We start from the raw sequence: 16,704 nt of genomic DNA, 5'->3' as shown, positions 1-16,704 counted from the left end.
ATCAGCCGCGCGGCGTGAAGGCGATGGTCAGCGCGGCCACCACGGCGGGCACGCCGAACACCAGCAGCAGAATGGGCAGTTCCTCGCGCACCGTGTAGCCGGCGCGGCTCACGCCGATCCACAGGTTCACGATCGACAGCAGCAGCCACGCCGGGATGAACAGCTTGGCGGCCAGCACGAGCGCGGCGGAGTCGCCGCCCCAGAGCCGGCCGAACAGCAGGAACACCGCCAGCACCAGCAGGCCATTGCAGATGGTCAGCAGCATGTGCATGTCTTTTCCTTCATGAATGACGCGCGGGCGCCGCCGGTGCGTTCCGGCGGCGCGCATGGTCCGCCCGCCGTTTACTTGGTGGTGTAGCCGCCGTTGATCAGGATGGTCTGGCCGGTGATCCACCAGCCGTCCGACACCAGGAAGCGGATGAAGGGCACCACGTCCTCGATGTCGGTCAAGCCGGTCTTGGAGAATGGCGACAGCGCGGCGGCGGCCTTGTGGTACGCCACCGCGTCGGCGCCTTCGGCCGGATAGAAGAAGGGCGTGTCCATCGGACCGGGGCCGACCGCCGTCACCGAGATGCCGCGGATGCCGTATTCCTTGGACGCGGCGCGGGTGTAGTGCTCGACCGGCGCCTTGGTGCCCGCGTAGGCGGCGTAGAACGGCGTGTAGGCGCCCAGCAGCGAAGTGACCAGCGTGCAGATCTTGCCGTTGTCGTTGACGTGACGACCCGCTTCGCGCAGGAAGAAGAACGCGGCCTTCGAGTTGACCGCCGTCATCTCGTCGTACTCGGCCTCGGTGATCTCGGTGAAAGGCTTCTTCAGCACCTTGCCCACCGTGTTGATCGCGATGTCGGGCCGGCCGACGGCGGCCACCGCGTCGGCGAACAGTTTTTCCATGGCGCCGGCCGAGCTCAGGTCGGCCTGCAACGCCACCGCCTGCGTGCCCAACTGCTTTACCGCCGCCACGGTGGCGTCGGCGTCCGCCTTGGTCGCCGGACTGTTGTAGTGGATCGCCACGGCGCGCGCGCCCTGTTGCGCCAAGTCGCGGGCGATCAGCCCGCCCAGGTTCTTCGCGCCGCCCGCGATGATGATGGTCTTGCCCTTGATGCCGTGATCCGCCATGAGAGGCTCCTGATTGCGGGGCCGCCGGATTGCGGCCGCTCATGGAAGGGAATGATATATTCCACAAAATCAGGATAAAGCTGTTAATTCTGTCTTTACTGTCCAGAATTAACGAACATTCTGGCGGCTTCGGCTTCGGCTTCGGCTTCGGCTTCGGCTTCGGCTTCGGCTTCGGCTTCGGCCAGACGGGTTGGTGCTCCCCGCCGCCCGTCCCTCATCGACTCATACGCCGGCTCGCGGCCGGACCCTGCATGGATAGGATCGACCTGTTTCGCGTCTACGCCCGCGTCGTCGAATGCGCCAACTTCACCCGCGCCGCGGATACGCTGGGCTTGCCCCGTTCCACCGTGTCGGCGGCCATCCAGGAACTGGAGGGCCGGGTCGGCGCGCGGCTCCTGAACCGCACCACGCGCCAGGTCGCGCCCACGCGCGAGGGCGAGGTCTTTTACGCGCGCTGCCTGCGCCTGATCGAAGACATGGAAGAGGCCGAGAACCTGTTCCGCCAGGCCTCGGTCGGGCCGCGCGGCGTGCTGCGCGTGGACGTGCCGGGCCGGGTGGGGCGGTTGATCGTGGCGCCGGCGCTGCCCGCGTTTCTCGACGCGTATCCGCAGATCGACATCACGCTGGGCGTGACGGACCGCGCCGTCAACCTGATCGAGGAAGGCGTGGATTGCGCGCTGCGCGTGGGCGAGCTGCCGGATTCTGGACTGGTGGCGCGCACGATGGGCAAGCTGCCGCTCATCAATGTCGCCAGCCCGGCTTATCTGGCGCGCCACGGCGTGCCGCGCACGCCGGCGGACCTGGACGCGCATGCCTGCGTGCACTACGCCTCGCCGTCCACGGGCCGCGTCGCGCCATGGGAATGGCTGGAAGGGCAGGTCGCGCGCATACGCACGCTGCCCGGCCGCGTCACGGTCAACAATGCTGAAGCCTATATCGCCAGCTGCCTGGCCGGGCTGGGGCTGATCCAGATCCCGGCCTATGACGTGCGCCAGCATCTCGCGTCGGGCGAGCTGGTGGCCGTGATGCCGGACCATCTGCCCGCGCCCATGCCGATGACTCTGCTCTATCCGCAGCGACGGCTGCCGTCGCGCAGGGTGCAGGTGTTCGCGGACTGGCTCGAGGCCCTGCTGCGCGAGGCCTGCGAGCCGGCGTGACGCGGCGGCGGCATGGTTGCCTTCGGCGCGTGCAGATGCCGGATCAGCGTTCGGCGTCAGGCGCGGCGGGCGGTTTGCGTTCCGCCTCCAGCTCGGCCAGCGAGGCGCTGCGCAGCGGCTCCGGGAAGCCGCCCGACACCAGGTGTGCCAGCGCCGCGTCGATCCGCTGCCAGCCTTCCGGCTCGCGCAGCGGCAGGCCCAGGAAATGGCTTTCGGTCTTGGCGCGCAGCGTCAGGTAGAGCACGCCGGCCAGCATCACGCTGACGACGGCGGGCGCGTCCAGGCCGGGGCTGAGCCCGTCGATGCGGTCGATGAAGTCGCGCGCGGCGCGTTCGCGCCGCTCGGCCAGCGGGGCCGACACCTCATTGCGTTCGATCAGCTCCCAGCGCCGCACTTCGCGCAAGGTGTCGTTGCCGGCCAGTGCCTCGACCTGCGCGCGCAGCATGGACAGCACCAGGTCGGCTGGCGTGCGCTGGCTGGCCTCGTCGGACAGCAGCAGGCCAGGATTGCGCGTCCAGAAATCCTGTTCCTGCATCCAGGCCAGCATCAGGCCGGGCATGCCGTCGAAGTAGCGGTAGATCAGTTCCTTGCTGACGCCGGCGCGCTTGGCGATGGCGTTGATGCCGACGCCGCCCATGCCCGTTTCCCGGATCTGTTCCTCCAGGGCCTGCAGGATCTGGCGTTCGGTTTTCTCGCGTCGGGACATGGGCGCATTCCTTCGATGGGGCGGGCCGCCGGCGCGCGGCGGCGTGGCGCGCCGGCGTTTTTGGGCGTCTGCTGAATTCTAAAGAGGAATCCGCGAATCGACGAACGCCCGCGTCGGCATGGCCCGATCGAAGGTGGAACGGCCCGCGCGCGAGGCACGCGGGCGCCAGCCTAGCTCACGCCTAAAGCCCGATCGCGCCCAGGTCCGGACGCCGCAGGTGCCAGTCCGTGGCGGCCTGGAAGGCCATGCCGATACGGCCCAGCGCTGCCTCGCCGTGGGGGCTGCCCAACAGTTGCACGCCCACGGGCAAGCCGTCGGCGGTGAAGCCGGCCGGCAGCGCCAGGCCGGATGCGTTGACGTAGTTGCCGGCGCGTGTGAAGGCCGCCAGCGGCGTCGCCGTTTCGTCGACCTCCTCGAGACGGCAGGCGGCGAAGGGCAGGCAAGGCGTCAGCAGCGCGTCGGCGTCGCGCATCCATTCGGCCCAGGCCGCGCAGGCGCGGGCGTGCGCCTGCAGCGCCAGCACGTAGTCCGCCGCGCCCGTGCCCTTGCCCGCCAGCACGCGGGCGCGCACATGCCTGCCGAACGGCAGGGAGGCGTCCTCGATGTATTCGCGGTGCAGCGCATAGGCTTCGGCGGCGATGATCACGCCATTGCGCAGCATCATGTCGTGGAAGTCGAACGGGAAGGGCGTTTCGCGCACCTCGGCGCCCAGTTCGATCAGCGCGCGGCGCGTGTCGTCCAGCGCGGCCAGCACGGCGCCATCCACTTCGATCGGGTATTGCGCCGGCGGCATCATGGCGATGCGCATGCCGCGCAGGGGTTGCGCGCCGGCGGGCCTCTCGGGCATCTGGAAGGCCGGCACGCCCTGCGTGAGCGGATCCCTGGGATCGGCGCCGGCCATGGCTTGCGTCAGCAGCAGCGCGTCGCGCACGTCGCGCGTCAGCGGGCCGATGGAGTCCAGCGTGCCGGATAGCGGCACCGCGCCATGCAGGCTGACCAGCCCGCGCGTGGTCTTCAGGCCGGTGACGCCGTTGAGCGCCGCCGGGATGCGTACAGAACCGCCCGTGTCCGAGCCCAGCGCGGCGGGCGCCAGGCCGGCGGCCACGGCCACGCCCGAGCCGCTGGACGAGCCGCCCGGAATGCGCGCGTGTTCCAGGTCCCAGGGATTGCGCGGCGTGCCCATCACGGGATTGGTGCCCCAGCCGCCGAATGCGAACTCGACCATGTGCAGCTTGCCCAGCGGCACCATGCCGCCCGCCAGCAGCCTGGCCACGGCGGTCGAGGTGGTCGTGCCGCGCCGCTGGCGCCAGGCCTGCGAGCCGGCGGTGGCGACCTGGCCTTCGATGTCGCACAGGTCCTTGATGGCCACGGGCACGCCGTCCAGCGGGCCCAGCAGCCCGTAGCCGGCGCGGCGGCGCGCATCGGCGGCCTCGGCCAGGCGCAGCGTGCTGTCGGCATCCACGCTCACATAGGCGTGCAGCGTCTGATTGGCGCGGCCGATGCGGTCCAGGAAGTGCTTCGCCAACTCCACCGAGCTGTGGCGTCCCTCGGCCAGGCCCAGGGCGAGTTCGCTCAGCGTGGCAAATGCGATGTCAGACATGTTTTCCTCGGGTTGGTGCGCGGGCCGCACGCGCGGCGCGGCCCGGCGCGATGAGCGCGATCAGCGCTTGTTCCAGGCAGGCATGGGGTAGACCGGCTTGGCGGTGGCCACGTCTTCAGGCCAGACGGGCGCCATCTGCTTGCCCGGCAGCAGTTGCACGACGGGGAAGGGCATCTGCAGTTGCTTGCCCGTCTCGTCGATGGCGTAGGGGCCGGCCATCACCGTGAGCTTGCCGGACAGGTCCAGCGAGGCTTTCTTGAGCGCGGCGGCGTCGGTGTTGCCCGCCTGCTTGACGATCTCTTCGGTCAGCGCGCCCGCGCCGTAGGCCAGCGCGGTCTGGAAATCGGGCGGGAACTCGGCCTTGGGGAACAGGCGGTCATAGGACGTGGCGAATTGCTCGCGCGTCATGCCGGCGTTGACCTTCCAGTTGATCGCGGGATGGTAGTTGGTGTGGCTGTAGATGTAGTCCGCGTCGGCGCCGATGGCCTGGAATTGCGGCGTGGACGCGTACACCATGAAGACGTACGGGAAGTTGATGTCCAGCTGCTTCATCTGGCGCGTCATGCTGATGAGGTCGCCCTCGTAGGAGGTCGGCACCAGCGCCTCGGCGCCGGATGCGCGGGCCTTCTGCAGGATGGTGCTGAAGTCCTTCTGGCCCTTGGGGTATTTCTCGAACATCACGACCTGCATGCCGTTCTTGGCGGCCTGCTCCTTGCCGCCCTCGGCCAGGCCCGCGGGGAAGGGTTCGTCCGAATACAGCAGCGCGACCTTCTTCACGCCCAGCTTGGCGGCCATCTCCATGTTGGCGCGCAGCATGGCCGACACCGGCATCTGCGTGCCCGACACCATGTTCTTGAAGCCCTGGCGGTACAGGTCGTCGCTGGCGGCGGACCAGACCATCATGTACTTGCCCAGCCGTTCCGTGACGGTCGCGGCGGCGGCCGTCAGCGTGGAACCGAAAGGCGCGAACACCAGGTCCACTTTTTCATCGACAATCAGGCGTTCGTAGACGCGCGTGACCATCTGCTTGTCGCTGCGGTCGTCCAGCTTGACCAGTTCGACGGGGTATTTCTTGCCCTTGATCTCGATGCCGCCACGGCGGTTGACGTCGTCGACCCACAGCTCGACGCCGCGCACGCCGGATTGCGAGGCGAGCGCGAAGCTGCCGGTGGACGATACCGTCATGCCGATGCGCAGCTTGTCGGAAGTCTGGGCGGCGCCGAGGGTCGGCGTCAGCGCCGCGGCGGCCAGGGCCAGCGCGGGCAGGCGGTACAGCCAGGATTTGCCAAACATGGGATGTCTCCAATCGTTATAAATATGCGATCCCGGACCTGGTCTTGGGGACAGATCGCGAGCGGTATTGAGCAGTTTTTGCGCAATACGGGAAGTAGCGTATAACAAATAGGCATGGAGTGCACGCCTTGAGTAAATTGAATTACCGACAGACCGAAATGTTGTGGGCCGTGGTGATGGCCGGGTCCATCAGCGGCGCCGCGCGGCTGCTCAATATTTCCCAGCCGGCCGTCAGCCGCATGCTCGCCCACACCGAGAAAGCGATGGGGGTGACGCTGTTCGAGCGGGTGCGGGGGCGGCTGCAGCCGACCGTGCAGGTGCAGAGCCTGTTCGAGGAGATCGAGAAGACGCAGCGCATGATGCAGCGGGTCAACGATCTGGCCGACGCGCTGGCCGAGCACGGCACGGGCGTGCTGCGCCTGGCGTCCATTCCCAGCCTGGCGCAGTACCTGGTGCCGCGCGCCGTGGCGCGCTTCCAGCAGCGCCACCCCGAGCTGCTGCTGCGCCTGGGCACGACCGCGCTGCCCAGCCTGATCACCGACGTGCTGCAGGGCGAGGCCGAGCTGGGGCTGGTGGTGATGCAGGCCGATCATCCCTTCTTGGTGTCGGAGCTGCTGCACGTGGGGCGCATGGTGGCCGCCATCCCGCGCGGGCATGTCCTGGCCGGGCGCGAGGTGGTCAGCCTGGCCGATCTGTCGCCGCATCCGCACATCATCGTCGGCACCCGCATGCCCTACGGGATGCTGGTGCTGAACGCCTTCGAGCAGGCCGGCCTGCCCTGCAATATGTGCGCCGACGTGCCCTGGAGCCAGTTGGCCTGCGCCCTGGTCAATGCGGGCGTCGGGATCGCTGTGGTGGATGAATTCACGGTCATGCAGAACACCATGCCGGACGTGGTCATCGTGCCGCTGCAGGAGCGTATTCCGCTGAATATTTCGGCGGTCTATGCCAGCAACCGGGAGCCTTCGCGCATCGCGCAACAGTTCATCAAGGAGCTGCGCGGCGTGCTGGAAGAGGCCTTCCCGGGGGCAAATAAGGGACTGGATAAGGGTTAGTCCTTAACTTGCAGTTATAGTTTTATCTGTTCATAATCGCCTCCAAATAAATGTGGCCGCCGATCCCGAGCGGCCCGGAGGAGACACCATGAGCAGCAGTCCCGCCCTGGCGGCGGGCGCGGCGTCGCATCGCGCGCAGGATCAGCGCGCGCAGCGGCTACGCACCCGTATCGCCATCGCCGTCTTTGCCGTGCTGACCGTCAGCCTGGCGCTGGTCCCCGCCGCGACGTCGAATATCTCGTTCGCGTTCTACCTGATGCTGTGGATCACCATGGCCAGCGCCATGAACATCTGCGTGGGCTTCACCGGCTACCTGCCGTTCGGCTACGTGGTGTTCTACGGCGTGGGCGCCTACGCCACCGGCATCTGCTACAAGATCCTGGGCTGGCCCATCCTGCCGTCGCTGCTCGCGGCCGGCGGCACGGGCGTGGCGATCGCGCTGCTGCTGGCGCCCACGCTGCGGCTGCGCGGCGTGTATTTCGGCATCGTCAGCCTGGCGCTGGCCACCATCATCAAGCTGGTGATCTCCAACCTGCCGCAGTCCTTCACCGGCGGCAGCATGGGCATCATCCTGTCCAACGCCAACAACCCCGCGCACAGCTACTACGCGATGCTGGCCGTCATGGGCGCCACGCTGGCCGTGGTGACCTGGCTGTCCGCGTCGGGCCTGGGCCGCGCGCTCAAGGCTATCCGCGACGACGACGGCGCGGCCGCCTGCGTCGGCATCCACGTGCCCAATACGCGGCTGAAGGCCTGGCTGCTGGCCGCGCTGTTCCCGGCGCTGGCCGGCGGCATCGAGGCCTGGTACACGAACGTGGTCGATCCCGAATACGCGTTCCATGTGCTGATCACGGCCAAGAGCATCATCTACGCCATGGCCGGCGGCTTCGGCACCGTGCTCGGGCCGGTGGCCGGCACGCTGGCGCTGCTGGGCATCGATCACCTGATCTGGCAGAAATTCCCGGTGGTGAATCTGCTGCTGCTGGGCCTGATCATCGTGCTGCTGATGCTGTTCCTGCCGCGCGGCATCGTCGGCAGCCTGATCAAGCGCAAGCCGCAACTGCGTCGCTACATCGCCTGAGGGATTCGACATGACCGGACTGATTATCCAAGGGCTGATCAACGGCCTGATCCTGGGCGCCATCTATGGGCTGATCGGCGTGGGGCTGAACGTGATCTTCGGCGTGCTGCGCGTGGTCAACTTCGCGCACGGCGAATTCCTCGTGCTCGGCGCCTATTTCGCCTTCTATCTGCTGGAATACCTGGGCATCAACCCCTTGCTGGCCTTGCCGCTGGCCTTCGCCGTCTTCTCCCTGGCGGGCTATCTGCTGTACTTCGTGCTGATCCCGAGGCTATCCAAGGCCGAAGATCCGGAGATCAGCTCGCTGCTGCTGATGTTCGGCGTATCCATCATGCTGGGCGCGATCATGCTGCTGGCCTTCGAGGCCGACGCCCGCTCGCTGCCCTATGAGATCGAGCCGGTGTTCCTGAAGTTCGGCCCGGTGCTGGTCCCGACGGTGCGGCTGCTGGCGCTGTGCATCGCGCTGGCCATCGTGGCGGCGCTGGCACTGTTCCTGTACCGCACGCATCTGGGCAAGGCGCTGCGCGCCATCATCATGAACCGCGACGCGGTGCGCATCGTCGGCATCAACGCCGAGCGCCTGTCGGCGGTGGCCTTCGGCCTGGGCATCGGCCTGGCGGCGGCCAGCGGCGTGCTGGTGGCGATGGTGTTCCCGTCCTTCTCGCCGTTCATGGGCAACGACTACACGCTGATCGGCTTCATCGTCATCGTGCTGGGCGGCCTGGGCCATCCGGTGGGGGCGCTGGTCGGCGCGCTGCTGTTCGGCGTCACCGAGCAGGTGTCGGTGGTGTTCTTCAATCCGTCCATCGCCACCATCTGCGGCTTCACGCTCATGGTCGCCATGATCTTCGTGCGGCCCAGCGGGCTGTTCGGCCGCCAGGCGCTGCGCTAGGAGATCCGCCATGTTGAAAGTCAGCAATCTGAAAAAGCGTTTCGGCGGCCTGGTGGCGCTGCAAGGCGTGGATGTGCATGTGCCGCGCGGCGCGATTCTGGGCGTCATCGGCATGAACGGGTCGGGCAAGACCACCATGCTCAACTGCATCAACGGCATCTATACGCCGGACGAGGGTCGCATCGAGCTGGACGGCCGCGACATCGCCGGCCGCCAGGTCCATGAAGTGGCGCGGCTGGGCGTGGGGCGCACCTTCCAGGTGCCGCGCATCTTCCGCCAGCTGACGCTGCTGGACAACCTGGACGTGGCGCAGCAGCAGACCGGGCGCAGCGCCGACGAGCGCTACGTCCAGTCCGAATACTGGCTGCGCAAGGTCGAGCTGCACCGGCTGCGGCACAACTATGCCGAGGAGCTGTCCGGCGGCCAGCAGAAGCTGGTGGAGCTGGCGCGCATCATGGTCGCGCGGCCCAAGGTGGTGCTGCTGGACGAGCCCTTCGCCGGCGTCAATCCGGCGCTTGCGCAGCTGCTGATCTCGGTCATCCGCGAGTTGCCGGTCGAGCACGATTGCTCGGTGGTGCTGGTCTCGCACGACCTGACCTCGATCTACCAGCTGTCCCACCACATCATTGTCATGAACGAAGGCGCGATCCTGACCGAGGGCGATGCCGACCATGTGCGGAACGATCCGCGAGTGGTCGAGGCCTATCTCGGCGAGTAGAGTCCCCCCCCGCAGCGCCTGCGGCGCTTCCCCCTAGGGGGCGCCGCTACGGACCGGCGGAGCCGGATCCGTGCGGCCCCGCTTGAGTGAGGGCGGTTTTTATTGGGCGCGGGTGGTTTATCTCGGATGAAGGGCGCCGGGCTCGGGCGAGAGCGGTGTCTTGTTGGATCGGATTGGATTGGATTGAACTGCGCGCGGCGCAGAGGAGCGACGGATATGAGCAACGCAGTGCTTGCGCTGGAAGATGTGACCGTGGCCTATCACGGCGACATCACCATCCTGAACCGCGTGAATGTGCAGGCTCGGCAGGGCAAGGTCACGGGAGTGATCGGACCCAATGGCGCCGGGAAGTCAACGGTGCTCAAGACGCTGTTCGGCTTCCTGCCGCCGCGCACGGGCCGCATCACGTTGCGCGGGCAGGACATCAGCGCGCAGCCTTCGCATGAGCGCGCGCGCCACGGCGTGGCCTTCGTGCCGCAGCACCGCAGCCTGTTCGGCGAGCTGTCGGTGCATGACAACCTGCTGCTGGGCTGCTGGCCGTTCCGGCAGGACAAGGCGCGCGTGCGCCGGCGCATCGAGTCGGTGTATGAGCGTTTTCCGATCCTGGCGCAGAAGCGCGACGATCCGGTGTCCAGCATGAGCGGCGGCCAGCAGCGTTTCGTGGAGTTCGGCCGCGCGCTCCTGATCGAGCCCTCGGTGATCCTGCTGGACGAACCGACCGCCATGCTGGCGCCGCGGATCTCCAAGGAAATCTATGCGCTGATCCGTGGCTTCGCGGACGAGGGCATGACGGTGGTGCTGGTGGACCAGAACGTGCGCCGCTGCGCCGAGATCTCGGACTATATGTACATCCTGGAGCTGGGCCGCAACAAGGCGGAGGGATCGCGCGAGGCCTTCGACGAGGGCGGCGGGTTGCGCGAAATGGTCGCGTCGTGGATGGACTACAAGATCGACTGAGGACCCGACGGTACAGGACGGGACGGGACCGGGCATGGCCCGGCCCTCGTTACAGCGGCCGTCCGAGCCGCTTTTCCACCTGGGCTTTTTCCCATTGCGGACCGAACAGCCGCCAGGGCGCGTAGACCCGGATGGCGCGCGCCGCCAGGGCCAGCCCCAGGCCCAGCATCGCCCAGTATGACCACATGTTGTGGGGCGATGTCAGCAGGTTGATCGCGAGCAGCGCCACCGCGATCAGTACGTAGCGCATGCAGGCCACATAGAAACCGCGCAATTCGCGGACATGGGCGAAGGCTTCCCGTTCCGCCTCGTCGGCGGCCGTCATGGTCGTGTCCATATTTGCTTCCTCCGTATTCAGGGTGGAAAAGTCGACTTCGAAAACCGAGGCAATGGACTTGAGCGTTTCCACGCTCGCGGGTTGGCCCGCTTCGATGCGCTGGATGGTCCGGGCGCTCAGCCCGCTGGCCTGGGCCAGCTGCTGTTGGGACCAGCCACGCTTGAGGCGCAGCTTTTGAATCAACATGGTTCGGCTTCCATTGGTTCGGAGCTGCCAAGGTAGCCGAAAGGACGGCGCAGCGATACGACACGGGCACGACACGGGCACGACAGTGACGCGACAGCGCTGCGACGGCTATCCACCACGGGGGCGACCGCCCTGGCGGCGGCAGATTCTGACCGTCGATGCCCGTCCCTGGTTTTGGCCGAGCGCAAGTTGACGCTGCGCTTTCGGGGCGGTCAGCCGGCGCCGTGATCGAACGTCACAGTGTCCAATCGTCCAGCCGCAGCCCGGACACACGGGAAAACTCGCGAGTGTTGTTCGTGACAAGCACGAAACCCCGAGAGCGAGCGTGGCCGGCGATCATGGCATCGTAGGGGCCGATGGGCGTGCCGGCTCGCGCCAGCTCGGCCCGTAGCCGGCCAGCGTGCGTGGCTGCCGCGCGGTCATAGTTCAGCACTTCCAGGCGTTTCAGGAATCCGTCGATGACGGCGTGGTTGCGGGCCGGGGTTGCTGATTTTTCCGCGCCGTAGCGCAGTTCCATTGCGGTGATCGCGCTTACGCACAGCTGGCCGGGCCGCCGGTTGAGCGCCTGCCGCACGTTGCTCGGCTTGTTCTTGATGGCGAAGATGCAGATGTTCGTGTCGAGCACGAACCGCAGCGTCATCGGGCATCGTCCGTCGGCTGGTCGCGATCGACAAGAAAGTCGGCTGTGACGGATTCGCCGTCGAACCAGGCGTCCCAGGAGTTGTTGGCGGATGCGGTGGGGCGCTGGTGCCCGCCGGCGGCGGGCCTGGCCGAGGGTTCCTGCAGGGCGATGGTCGGGGTGGGGCGGATCTTGTAGCGGGATTCCAGTGTCATGGCGTGCTCCTCGGAATGTGCATGGCGCACTTCCGTTGTAGCCAAGACCAGGGAGGCCTGCCTATTGTGGTCTACCGAGGGGTGAAGCGGGCCGGGGACGCCGCGCACGCGCGCGGACGTCCCGGACGTACTCAGATGAGTCCGCGTATTCCCGCGATGCCGTGCGCGCCATGGCGCAGCGCTTGCGACACGGTCTGCTCGGACTGGCCGCCGAGCGCATATACCGGCAGGCCGGCGTCGCGGTTGCCGGCCACGAAGCCCTCCCAGCCCAGCGTCGGCGTGCCGGGATGGCTGGGCGTGTCCAGCACCGGGCCCAGCACGGCGAAGTCGGCGCCCAGATCGCGCGCATGCGTGACCTGGGCGTTGTCGTGCGCCGATGCGCCGACCAGCGCGCCTTCGGGCAGCGCCGGGCGCGCGTCCAGGCGGGCGGCGTCGGCGGCGCGCAGGTGCACGCCGTCGGCTTCCTTCCACCAGGCGGCCGGATGGATGCTGTTGACCAGCAGGCGCGCGCCGGCGGCGTGGCAGCGCTGCTTCACCTGCAGCAGCGCTTCATGCAGCGAGGCGGCGCCGGGGCCGTCGGGCCATTGTGGCTCGCGCAGCTGCACCAGCTTCACGCCGCGCGCCAGCGCCGCGTCCAGCCGGTCCAGGAAAGCCGGCAGGCCCGCGCGCGAGCCGATGGAACTGATGCCGTAGCGGGTCGGCAGCTGCAACCAGCGCAGCGGCGGCAGCGTGGCGGGCAGGAGGTCGCCGACCTCGGCCGCGCGCGCCGGGTCCACCCATTCCAGGCGCTGGTTCTCCAGGCCGCGCGGCTCGCCTTCCCAGCCGGTGACGTGGCAGAACGCCAGCCGTACCGTGGTGTGGGGATAGACGTGCACATAGGTGACCCAGGGGCACGATTGCGTGACGCGGATGCCGATTTCCTCGTGCAGCTCGCGCGCCAGCGCCTGCAGCACGGTCTCGCCGGGCTCCAGCTTGCCGCCGGGCAGTTCCCACCAGCCCGACCAGGGCTTGCCTTCGGGACGCTGCCCCAGCAGCAGTTTGCCGTCCGGGCGCAGGATCAGGCCGGCGGCGACATCGACGATTTTTTCAGACATGACGGGCAGCCCAGTCACGGGCGAATTGGTAGGCGACGCGTCCCGAGCGCGAACCGCGCTCCAGCGTCCATTGCAGGGCCTCGGTGCGCGAGGGCTCGATGTGCTGTTCCGGGCAACCCAGCTCGCGCAGCCAGTGGTAGACGATGTCCAGGTAGTCGTCCTGCTTGAAGGGATAGAACGACAGCCACAGGCCGAAGCGCTCGGACAGCGAGATCTTTTCCTCGACCGTTTCGCCGGGATGGATTTCGCCGTCCGGCTGGTGCTTGGCCTGCAGGTTCTCGCTCATGTATTCCGGCATGAGGTGGCGGCGGTTGGACGTGGCGTAGATCAGCACGTTGTCGCCCGAGGCGGCCACCGAGCCGTCCAGCACCGACTTCAGCGCCTTGTAGCCGGCCTCGCCTTCCTCGAAGGACAGGTCGTCGCAGAACACGATGTAGCGCTCGGGCCGGCCGGCGACCAGCTCGACGATGTCGGCCAGGTCGCCCAGGTCGGACTTGTCCACTTCGATCAGGCGCAGGCCGCGATCGGCGTAGGCCGCCAGCATGGCCTTGACCAGCGAGCTCTTGCCGGTGCCGCGCGCACCGGTCATCAGCACGTTGTTGGCGGGCTTTTTCTCGATGAACTGCTGGGTGTTGCGGTCGATGACGTTCTTCTGGCGCTCGATGTGCTGCAGGTCGTCGAGGTCGATGCGGGCCACGTGGCGCACCGAGTCGAGCCAGCCGCGCGCGCCGCGCTTGCGCCAGCGGTAGGCATGGGCGGTCCAGTCGATCTCGGGCGTGGCGGGCGGCAGCCAGGCTTCGAGCTGGGACAGCACGCGCTCGGCGCGCTGGATGAGGGTAGTGAATTCGTTTGCGGTCACGGTTGTGGTCCTTGGATGGGCTGACGGGCCTGCGGCCATCGGGCCGCGGCGCGTCCGCGTTTGTCTTCGGATGGGCGACATCCGAGTCGCATGAGGCGGGCAGGATTCCTGGAGGATTTCGCGCAACCGACCTTGTGAGTCGGCGGCATCATCCCGCCAAGAATCAAGCCCCCCAATGAGGCAGGGCCTGCACGATCCGGGCCGCGCGGAGCCGGCTTTGCCGGTCCGTGGCGGCGCCCCCTTGAGGGGGAAGCGCGTAGCGCTTCGGGGGGGGGGCAAACCACTTCAGGAACGGTAATCGGCGTTGATCGACACGTACTCGTGCGAGAAGTCGCAGGTGTAGACGGTGTCGCTCACCTGGCCGCGGCCCAGCGCGATGCGCACGGCGATCTCGGCCTGCTTCATGACGCGCTGGCCGTCGGCTTCCTGGTAGGCCGGATTGCGGCCGCCGTTGACGGCGACCAGCACATCGTCCAGCCACAGGCGGATGTTCGAGACGTCCAGGTCGTCGATGCCGGCATAGCCCACCGCGGCCAGGATGCGGCCCAGGTTGGGATCCGAGGCGAAGAAGGCGGTCTTGACCAGCGGCGAGTGCGCCACGGCGTAGGCCACCTTCAGCGCTTCTTCGGTGCTGCCGGCTTCCTCGACGCGGATGGTCATGAACTTGGTGGCGCCTTCGGCGTCGCGCACGATCTTCTGCGCCAGTTCCAGCGCGGCGGCGGTCAGGGCCTGGCGCACGGCGGCGTAGTCGGCGTCGGACTCGGCGTTCACCTCGACGCCGGATTTGCCGGTGGCGGCGATGATGAAGGAGTCATTGGTGGACGTGTCGCCGTCGACCGTGATGCGGTTGAACGAGGCGTCGGCGATCTCGCGGGCCAGCTTGCCCAGCAGCGGCTGGGCGATGCCGGCGTCGGTGGCCAGGAAGCTCAGCATGGTGGCCATGTTGGGCCGGATCATGCCGGCGCCCTTGCTGATGCCGGTGAAGGTGACGGTCTTGCCGCCGATCCGGACCTTGCTGGAATGGACCTTGGGCAGCGTGTCCGTGGTCATGATGCCGTGGGCGGCGCTGAACCAGTGGTCCGGGCCGAGTTTGGCGATGGCGGCGGGCAGGCCGGCGACCAGGCGGTCCAGCGGCAGCGGCTCCAGGATGACGCCGGTGGAGAAGGGCAGGACTTCGGCGGCGGGCACGCCCAGCAGCTTGCCCAGCGCGGCGCAGGTGTCCTTGGCCTTTTGCAGGCCTTCGTCGCCGGTGCCGGCGTTGGCGTTGCCGGTGTTGATGACCAGCGCGCTGATCGGGCCGCCGGCGGCCAGATGGGCCTGGCAGACCTGCACCGGCGCGGCGCAGAAACGATTGCGCGTGAACACGCCCGCCACGCTGGTGCCGGGCGCGAAGCGGAACACGGTCAGATCGCGTCGGTTGGCTTTGCGGATGCCGGCCTCGGTAACGCCGATTTCAACGCCGGCAACAGGGAAAATTTCGGACTCGGAGGGGATCTGCAGGTTAACGGCCATGACTTCGTCTCTATCAATGAGCAGGACGGAACCGCCGCCCGCTGGGCGGCGCGTGGGGGAAAGCTGGCTATTATCCCACCGCTTTGCTGCAGGGCAGGGATCACGGCAAGGCGGACCGCCGGGAGGGGCGCGAACGCCCGGGCGCCATGGCGGCTGGGGGTGGATTTCGTGCGGGCGTATCTGCGGGACAGCACGCTAGGGCCCGACCCGGACCGCGGCCACATCCAGCACGCCGGCATCGCGGTTGGACAGGACCGCGCGCACCGCGCCGTCCGGCGCCTGCAGCACCGAGCTGCCGGCCGCCACGTCCGTGCCGCCGGCGCGCCGGGCCACGCGGCCGCGCGAGGCCGAGAACAGCAGGTCGCCGGGCTGGGCGCCAGCCGCGCGCAGGCCGCCCGACAGCACGCGGGTGCCGGCGGGATAGGTCATCTCGCCCAGCGCGGTCTCGCGCGACAGCAGTCCCTCGAAACCCAGCAGCTGGCGGCGGGCATCCAGCCGCAGTTCCAGCTTCAGCAGCGACAGCCGCTCCACGTCCATGGGCTCGCTGCCCTCGGTGCGCAGCAGCCAGCGCGCGCCGGTGCCCGCGCCCGCCTGTTCGATGGGCTGGCCGCGCACGGCCGGGTCCACCTGGATCCAGGTGCCCGGCGGCACCGGCTGCCCGTCCAGCTGGTTGCCGATGGCCAGATGGCAGCTGGCGAAACGGGGCTGGCCGCCCAGCATGACGAATTCGACGCGGTGGCCGTGGGCGCACAGCCAGCCCTCCTGGGCCTGGTCGCGGGCGATCTCCACGGACAGGGTTTCCGGCTGCCGGGCGGTCGCCGCGTAGCGGTACAGGCCGGCGCTTTCCAGGCCGTGGACCAGGCCCGGCTGGCCGTCGGGGAAGCGGGCGCGGTCGAAGGAGGACAGCTCGCCCGGCGTGGCCAGCCGCAGCACGGTGCCGGCGGGCATGTCCACGCCGGCGACGCGGGTGGGCTGGTCCAGCACGCTGCGGCGTCCGGCGTCGGCCTGGGCGTCGCGCTCGGCGTCCAGCCACTGGCCCAGCTGTTGATAGGGGAAGACGGCGCCGAGCAGGGCCAGCGCGGCCATCAGGACCGTTCCCAGCCGACGGTGGCCGCCGAGCCAATGGCGCGCGCCGCGGCTGGTGGCGAGCACCGCCAGCCATGTCAGCAGGGTGCTCAGACAGGCGAGGGAGACCGCCATCAGCACGTAGAAATTGCCGCCAGGAAGTGAGACCGGGATCATGGGAAGATTATAGGATCCCCCCCGAGGCGCCGGGGGCGCTTCCCCCCCAGGGGGGCGCAGCTGCG

At 68.3% G+C, this 16,704-nt stretch carries 18 protein-coding genes; 6 read left to right on the top strand and 12 right to left on the bottom strand.

Going from position 1 to position 16,704, the window contains the following annotated elements; translation table 11 throughout:
* Nucleotide 1: 1 nt before the first annotated feature.
* Together AC6LJ9_RS05710 and AC6LJ9_RS05705 are read right to left on the bottom strand one after the other, a co-directional pair.
* Complete coding sequence (locus tag AC6LJ9_RS05710; protein WP_498146787.1) at nt 2-271, bottom strand: hypothetical protein; 270 nt, start codon at nt 269-271, stop codon at nt 2-4.
* Nucleotides 272-342: 71 nt separating this feature from the next.
* Entirely contained in the window at nt 343-1,116 is a 774-nt protein-coding gene (locus AC6LJ9_RS05705; protein ID WP_212317185.1) for an SDR family oxidoreductase, read from the bottom strand.
* A 251-nt stretch (nt 1,117-1,367) separates the two neighbouring features.
* Here AC6LJ9_RS05705 and AC6LJ9_RS05700 point away from each other — a divergent pair, with 251 nt between their 5' ends.
* Nucleotides 1,368-2,273, top strand: coding sequence for a LysR family transcriptional regulator (locus tag AC6LJ9_RS05700; protein ID WP_498146786.1), 906 nt, complete (start codon nt 1,368-1,370; stop codon nt 2,271-2,273).
* 43 nt (nt 2,274-2,316) lie between these two features.
* Here AC6LJ9_RS05700 and AC6LJ9_RS05695 read toward each other — a convergent pair whose 3' ends face one another.
* From AC6LJ9_RS05695 to AC6LJ9_RS05685, 3 genes are all read right to left on the bottom strand, one after another.
* The gene (locus tag AC6LJ9_RS05695) at nt 2,317-2,979 is read right to left on the bottom strand and encodes a TetR/AcrR family transcriptional regulator (RefSeq protein ID WP_498146785.1); all 663 of its coding nucleotides are present in this window, start codon (nt 2,977-2,979) and stop codon (nt 2,317-2,319) included.
* A gap of 181 nt (nt 2,980-3,160) precedes the next feature.
* Nucleotides 3,161-4,579 (bottom strand): amidase, encoded by a 1,419-nt coding sequence (locus AC6LJ9_RS05690; RefSeq protein ID WP_498146784.1) that lies wholly within the window; start codon nt 4,577-4,579, stop codon nt 3,161-3,163.
* A gap of 60 nt (nt 4,580-4,639) precedes the next feature.
* Nucleotides 4,640-5,872: an amino acid ABC transporter substrate-binding protein gene (locus AC6LJ9_RS05685; RefSeq protein ID WP_212317211.1), complete on the bottom strand. Its 1,233-nt coding sequence runs from the start codon at nt 5,870-5,872 to the stop codon at nt 4,640-4,642.
* Nucleotides 5,873-5,991: 119 nt separating this feature from the next.
* Between AC6LJ9_RS05685 and AC6LJ9_RS05680 the strand changes: the two genes are divergently transcribed.
* The 5 genes from AC6LJ9_RS05680 (at nt 5,992) to AC6LJ9_RS05660 (ending at nt 10,575) form a co-directional block, all read left to right on the top strand.
* Entirely contained in the window at nt 5,992-6,927 is a 936-nt protein-coding gene (locus tag AC6LJ9_RS05680; protein ID WP_498146783.1) for a LysR family transcriptional regulator, read from the top strand.
* A gap of 88 nt (nt 6,928-7,015) precedes the next feature.
* Nucleotides 7,016-8,008, top strand: a complete 993-nt coding sequence (locus AC6LJ9_RS05675; protein ID WP_498146782.1) for a branched-chain amino acid ABC transporter permease — start codon at nt 7,016-7,018, stop codon at nt 8,006-8,008.
* 10 nt (nt 8,009-8,018) lie between these two features.
* The gene (locus AC6LJ9_RS05670) at nt 8,019-8,900 is read left to right on the top strand and encodes a branched-chain amino acid ABC transporter permease (protein ID WP_498146781.1); all 882 of its coding nucleotides are present in this window, start codon (nt 8,019-8,021) and stop codon (nt 8,898-8,900) included.
* Nucleotides 8,901-8,910: 10 nt separating this feature from the next.
* Nucleotides 8,911-9,618, top strand: coding sequence for an ABC transporter ATP-binding protein (locus AC6LJ9_RS05665; protein ID WP_498146780.1), 708 nt, complete (start codon nt 8,911-8,913; stop codon nt 9,616-9,618).
* Nucleotides 9,619-9,834: 216 nt separating this feature from the next.
* The gene (locus AC6LJ9_RS05660; protein ID WP_212317219.1) at nt 9,835-10,575 is read left to right on the top strand and encodes a branched-chain amino acid ABC transporter ATP-binding protein; all 741 of its coding nucleotides are present in this window, start codon (nt 9,835-9,837) and stop codon (nt 10,573-10,575) included.
* Nucleotides 10,576-10,624: 49 nt separating this feature from the next.
* On the opposite strand, the gene AC6LJ9_RS05655 is transcribed toward AC6LJ9_RS05660, so the two are convergent.
* From AC6LJ9_RS05655 to AC6LJ9_RS05625, 7 genes are all read right to left on the bottom strand, one after another.
* Nucleotides 10,625-11,098, bottom strand: coding sequence for a helix-turn-helix domain-containing protein (locus AC6LJ9_RS05655; protein ID WP_212317221.1), 474 nt, complete (start codon nt 11,096-11,098; stop codon nt 10,625-10,627).
* A gap of 235 nt (nt 11,099-11,333) precedes the next feature.
* Nucleotides 11,334-11,738 carry a type II toxin-antitoxin system tRNA(fMet)-specific endonuclease VapC gene (vapC, locus tag AC6LJ9_RS05650; protein ID WP_498146779.1) on the bottom strand — a complete coding sequence of 135 codons (405 nt, stop codon included), beginning with the start codon at nt 11,736-11,738 and terminating at the stop codon, nt 11,334-11,336.
* A complete protein-coding gene (locus tag AC6LJ9_RS05645; RefSeq protein ID WP_498146778.1) occupies nt 11,735-11,932 on the bottom strand; it encodes an AbrB/MazE/SpoVT family DNA-binding domain-containing protein in 198 nt (65 codons plus the stop codon). Before AC6LJ9_RS05645 ends, vapC begins: the two co-directional genes overlap by 4 nt.
* A gap of 131 nt (nt 11,933-12,063) precedes the next feature.
* Nucleotides 12,064-13,026 carry a Nudix family hydrolase gene (locus tag AC6LJ9_RS05640; RefSeq protein WP_498146777.1) on the bottom strand — a complete coding sequence of 321 codons (963 nt, stop codon included), beginning with the start codon at nt 13,024-13,026 and terminating at the stop codon, nt 12,064-12,066.
* On the bottom strand, nt 13,019-13,885 hold the full coding sequence (locus AC6LJ9_RS05635) for an ATP-binding protein (protein WP_212322406.1): 867 nt from the start codon (nt 13,883-13,885) through the stop codon (nt 13,019-13,021). The genes AC6LJ9_RS05640 and AC6LJ9_RS05635 overlap by 8 nt, the downstream gene beginning before the upstream one ends.
* A gap of 285 nt (nt 13,886-14,170) precedes the next feature.
* Nucleotides 14,171-15,397 carry a bifunctional glutamate N-acetyltransferase/amino-acid acetyltransferase ArgJ gene (gene argJ / locus AC6LJ9_RS05630; RefSeq protein ID WP_498146776.1) on the bottom strand — a complete coding sequence of 409 codons (1,227 nt, stop codon included), beginning with the start codon at nt 15,395-15,397 and terminating at the stop codon, nt 14,171-14,173.
* 195 nt (nt 15,398-15,592) lie between these two features.
* The gene (locus AC6LJ9_RS05625) at nt 15,593-16,639 is read right to left on the bottom strand and encodes a hypothetical protein (protein ID WP_498146775.1); all 1,047 of its coding nucleotides are present in this window, start codon (nt 16,637-16,639) and stop codon (nt 15,593-15,595) included.
* Nucleotides 16,640-16,704: the final 65 nt, after the last annotated feature.

The organism is Achromobacter sp. 1011811831 (genome assembly GCF_059760905.1).
This window is presented reverse-complemented; position numbering and strand designations above follow the sequence as displayed.

Excerpts from the sequence above, each read along its gene's own strand:
- AC6LJ9_RS05645 (WP_498146778.1), bottom strand. The coding sequence starts at position 11,932 with ATGACACTGGAATCCCGCTACAAGATCCGCCCCACCCCGACCATCGCC.
- argJ (WP_498146776.1), bottom strand. The coding sequence starts at position 15,397 with ATGGCCGTTAACCTGCAGATCCCCTCCGAGTCCGAAATTTTCCCTGTT.
- AC6LJ9_RS05705 (WP_212317185.1), bottom strand. The coding sequence starts at position 1,116 with ATGGCGGATCACGGCATCAAGGGCAAGACCATCATCATCGCGGGCGGC.
- AC6LJ9_RS05690 (WP_498146784.1), bottom strand. The coding sequence starts at position 4,579 with ATGTCTGACATCGCATTTGCCACGCTGAGCGAACTCGCCCTGGGCCTG.
- AC6LJ9_RS05700 (WP_498146786.1), top strand. The coding sequence starts at position 1,368 with ATGGATAGGATCGACCTGTTTCGCGTCTACGCCCGCGTCGTCGAATGC.
- AC6LJ9_RS05655 (WP_212317221.1), bottom strand. The coding sequence starts at position 11,098 with ATGTTGATTCAAAAGCTGCGCCTCAAGCGTGGCTGGTCCCAACAGCAG.
- AC6LJ9_RS05710 (WP_498146787.1), bottom strand. The coding sequence starts at position 271 with ATGCACATGCTGCTGACCATCTGCAATGGCCTGCTGGTGCTGGCGGTG.
- AC6LJ9_RS05625 (WP_498146775.1), bottom strand. The coding sequence starts at position 16,639 with ATGATCCCGGTCTCACTTCCTGGCGGCAATTTCTACGTGCTGATGGCG.
- AC6LJ9_RS05660 (WP_212317219.1), top strand. The coding sequence starts at position 9,835 with ATGAGCAACGCAGTGCTTGCGCTGGAAGATGTGACCGTGGCCTATCAC.
- AC6LJ9_RS05640 (WP_498146777.1), bottom strand. The coding sequence starts at position 13,026 with ATGTCTGAAAAAATCGTCGATGTCGCCGCCGGCCTGATCCTGCGCCCG.
- AC6LJ9_RS05685 (WP_212317211.1), bottom strand. The coding sequence starts at position 5,872 with ATGTTTGGCAAATCCTGGCTGTACCGCCTGCCCGCGCTGGCCCTGGCC.
- vapC (WP_498146779.1), bottom strand. The coding sequence starts at position 11,738 with ATGACGCTGCGGTTCGTGCTCGACACGAACATCTGCATCTTCGCCATC.
- AC6LJ9_RS05665 (WP_498146780.1), top strand. The coding sequence starts at position 8,911 with ATGTTGAAAGTCAGCAATCTGAAAAAGCGTTTCGGCGGCCTGGTGGCG.
- AC6LJ9_RS05695 (WP_498146785.1), bottom strand. The coding sequence starts at position 2,979 with ATGTCCCGACGCGAGAAAACCGAACGCCAGATCCTGCAGGCCCTGGAG.
- AC6LJ9_RS05675 (WP_498146782.1), top strand. The coding sequence starts at position 7,016 with ATGAGCAGCAGTCCCGCCCTGGCGGCGGGCGCGGCGTCGCATCGCGCG.
- AC6LJ9_RS05670 (WP_498146781.1), top strand. The coding sequence starts at position 8,019 with ATGACCGGACTGATTATCCAAGGGCTGATCAACGGCCTGATCCTGGGC.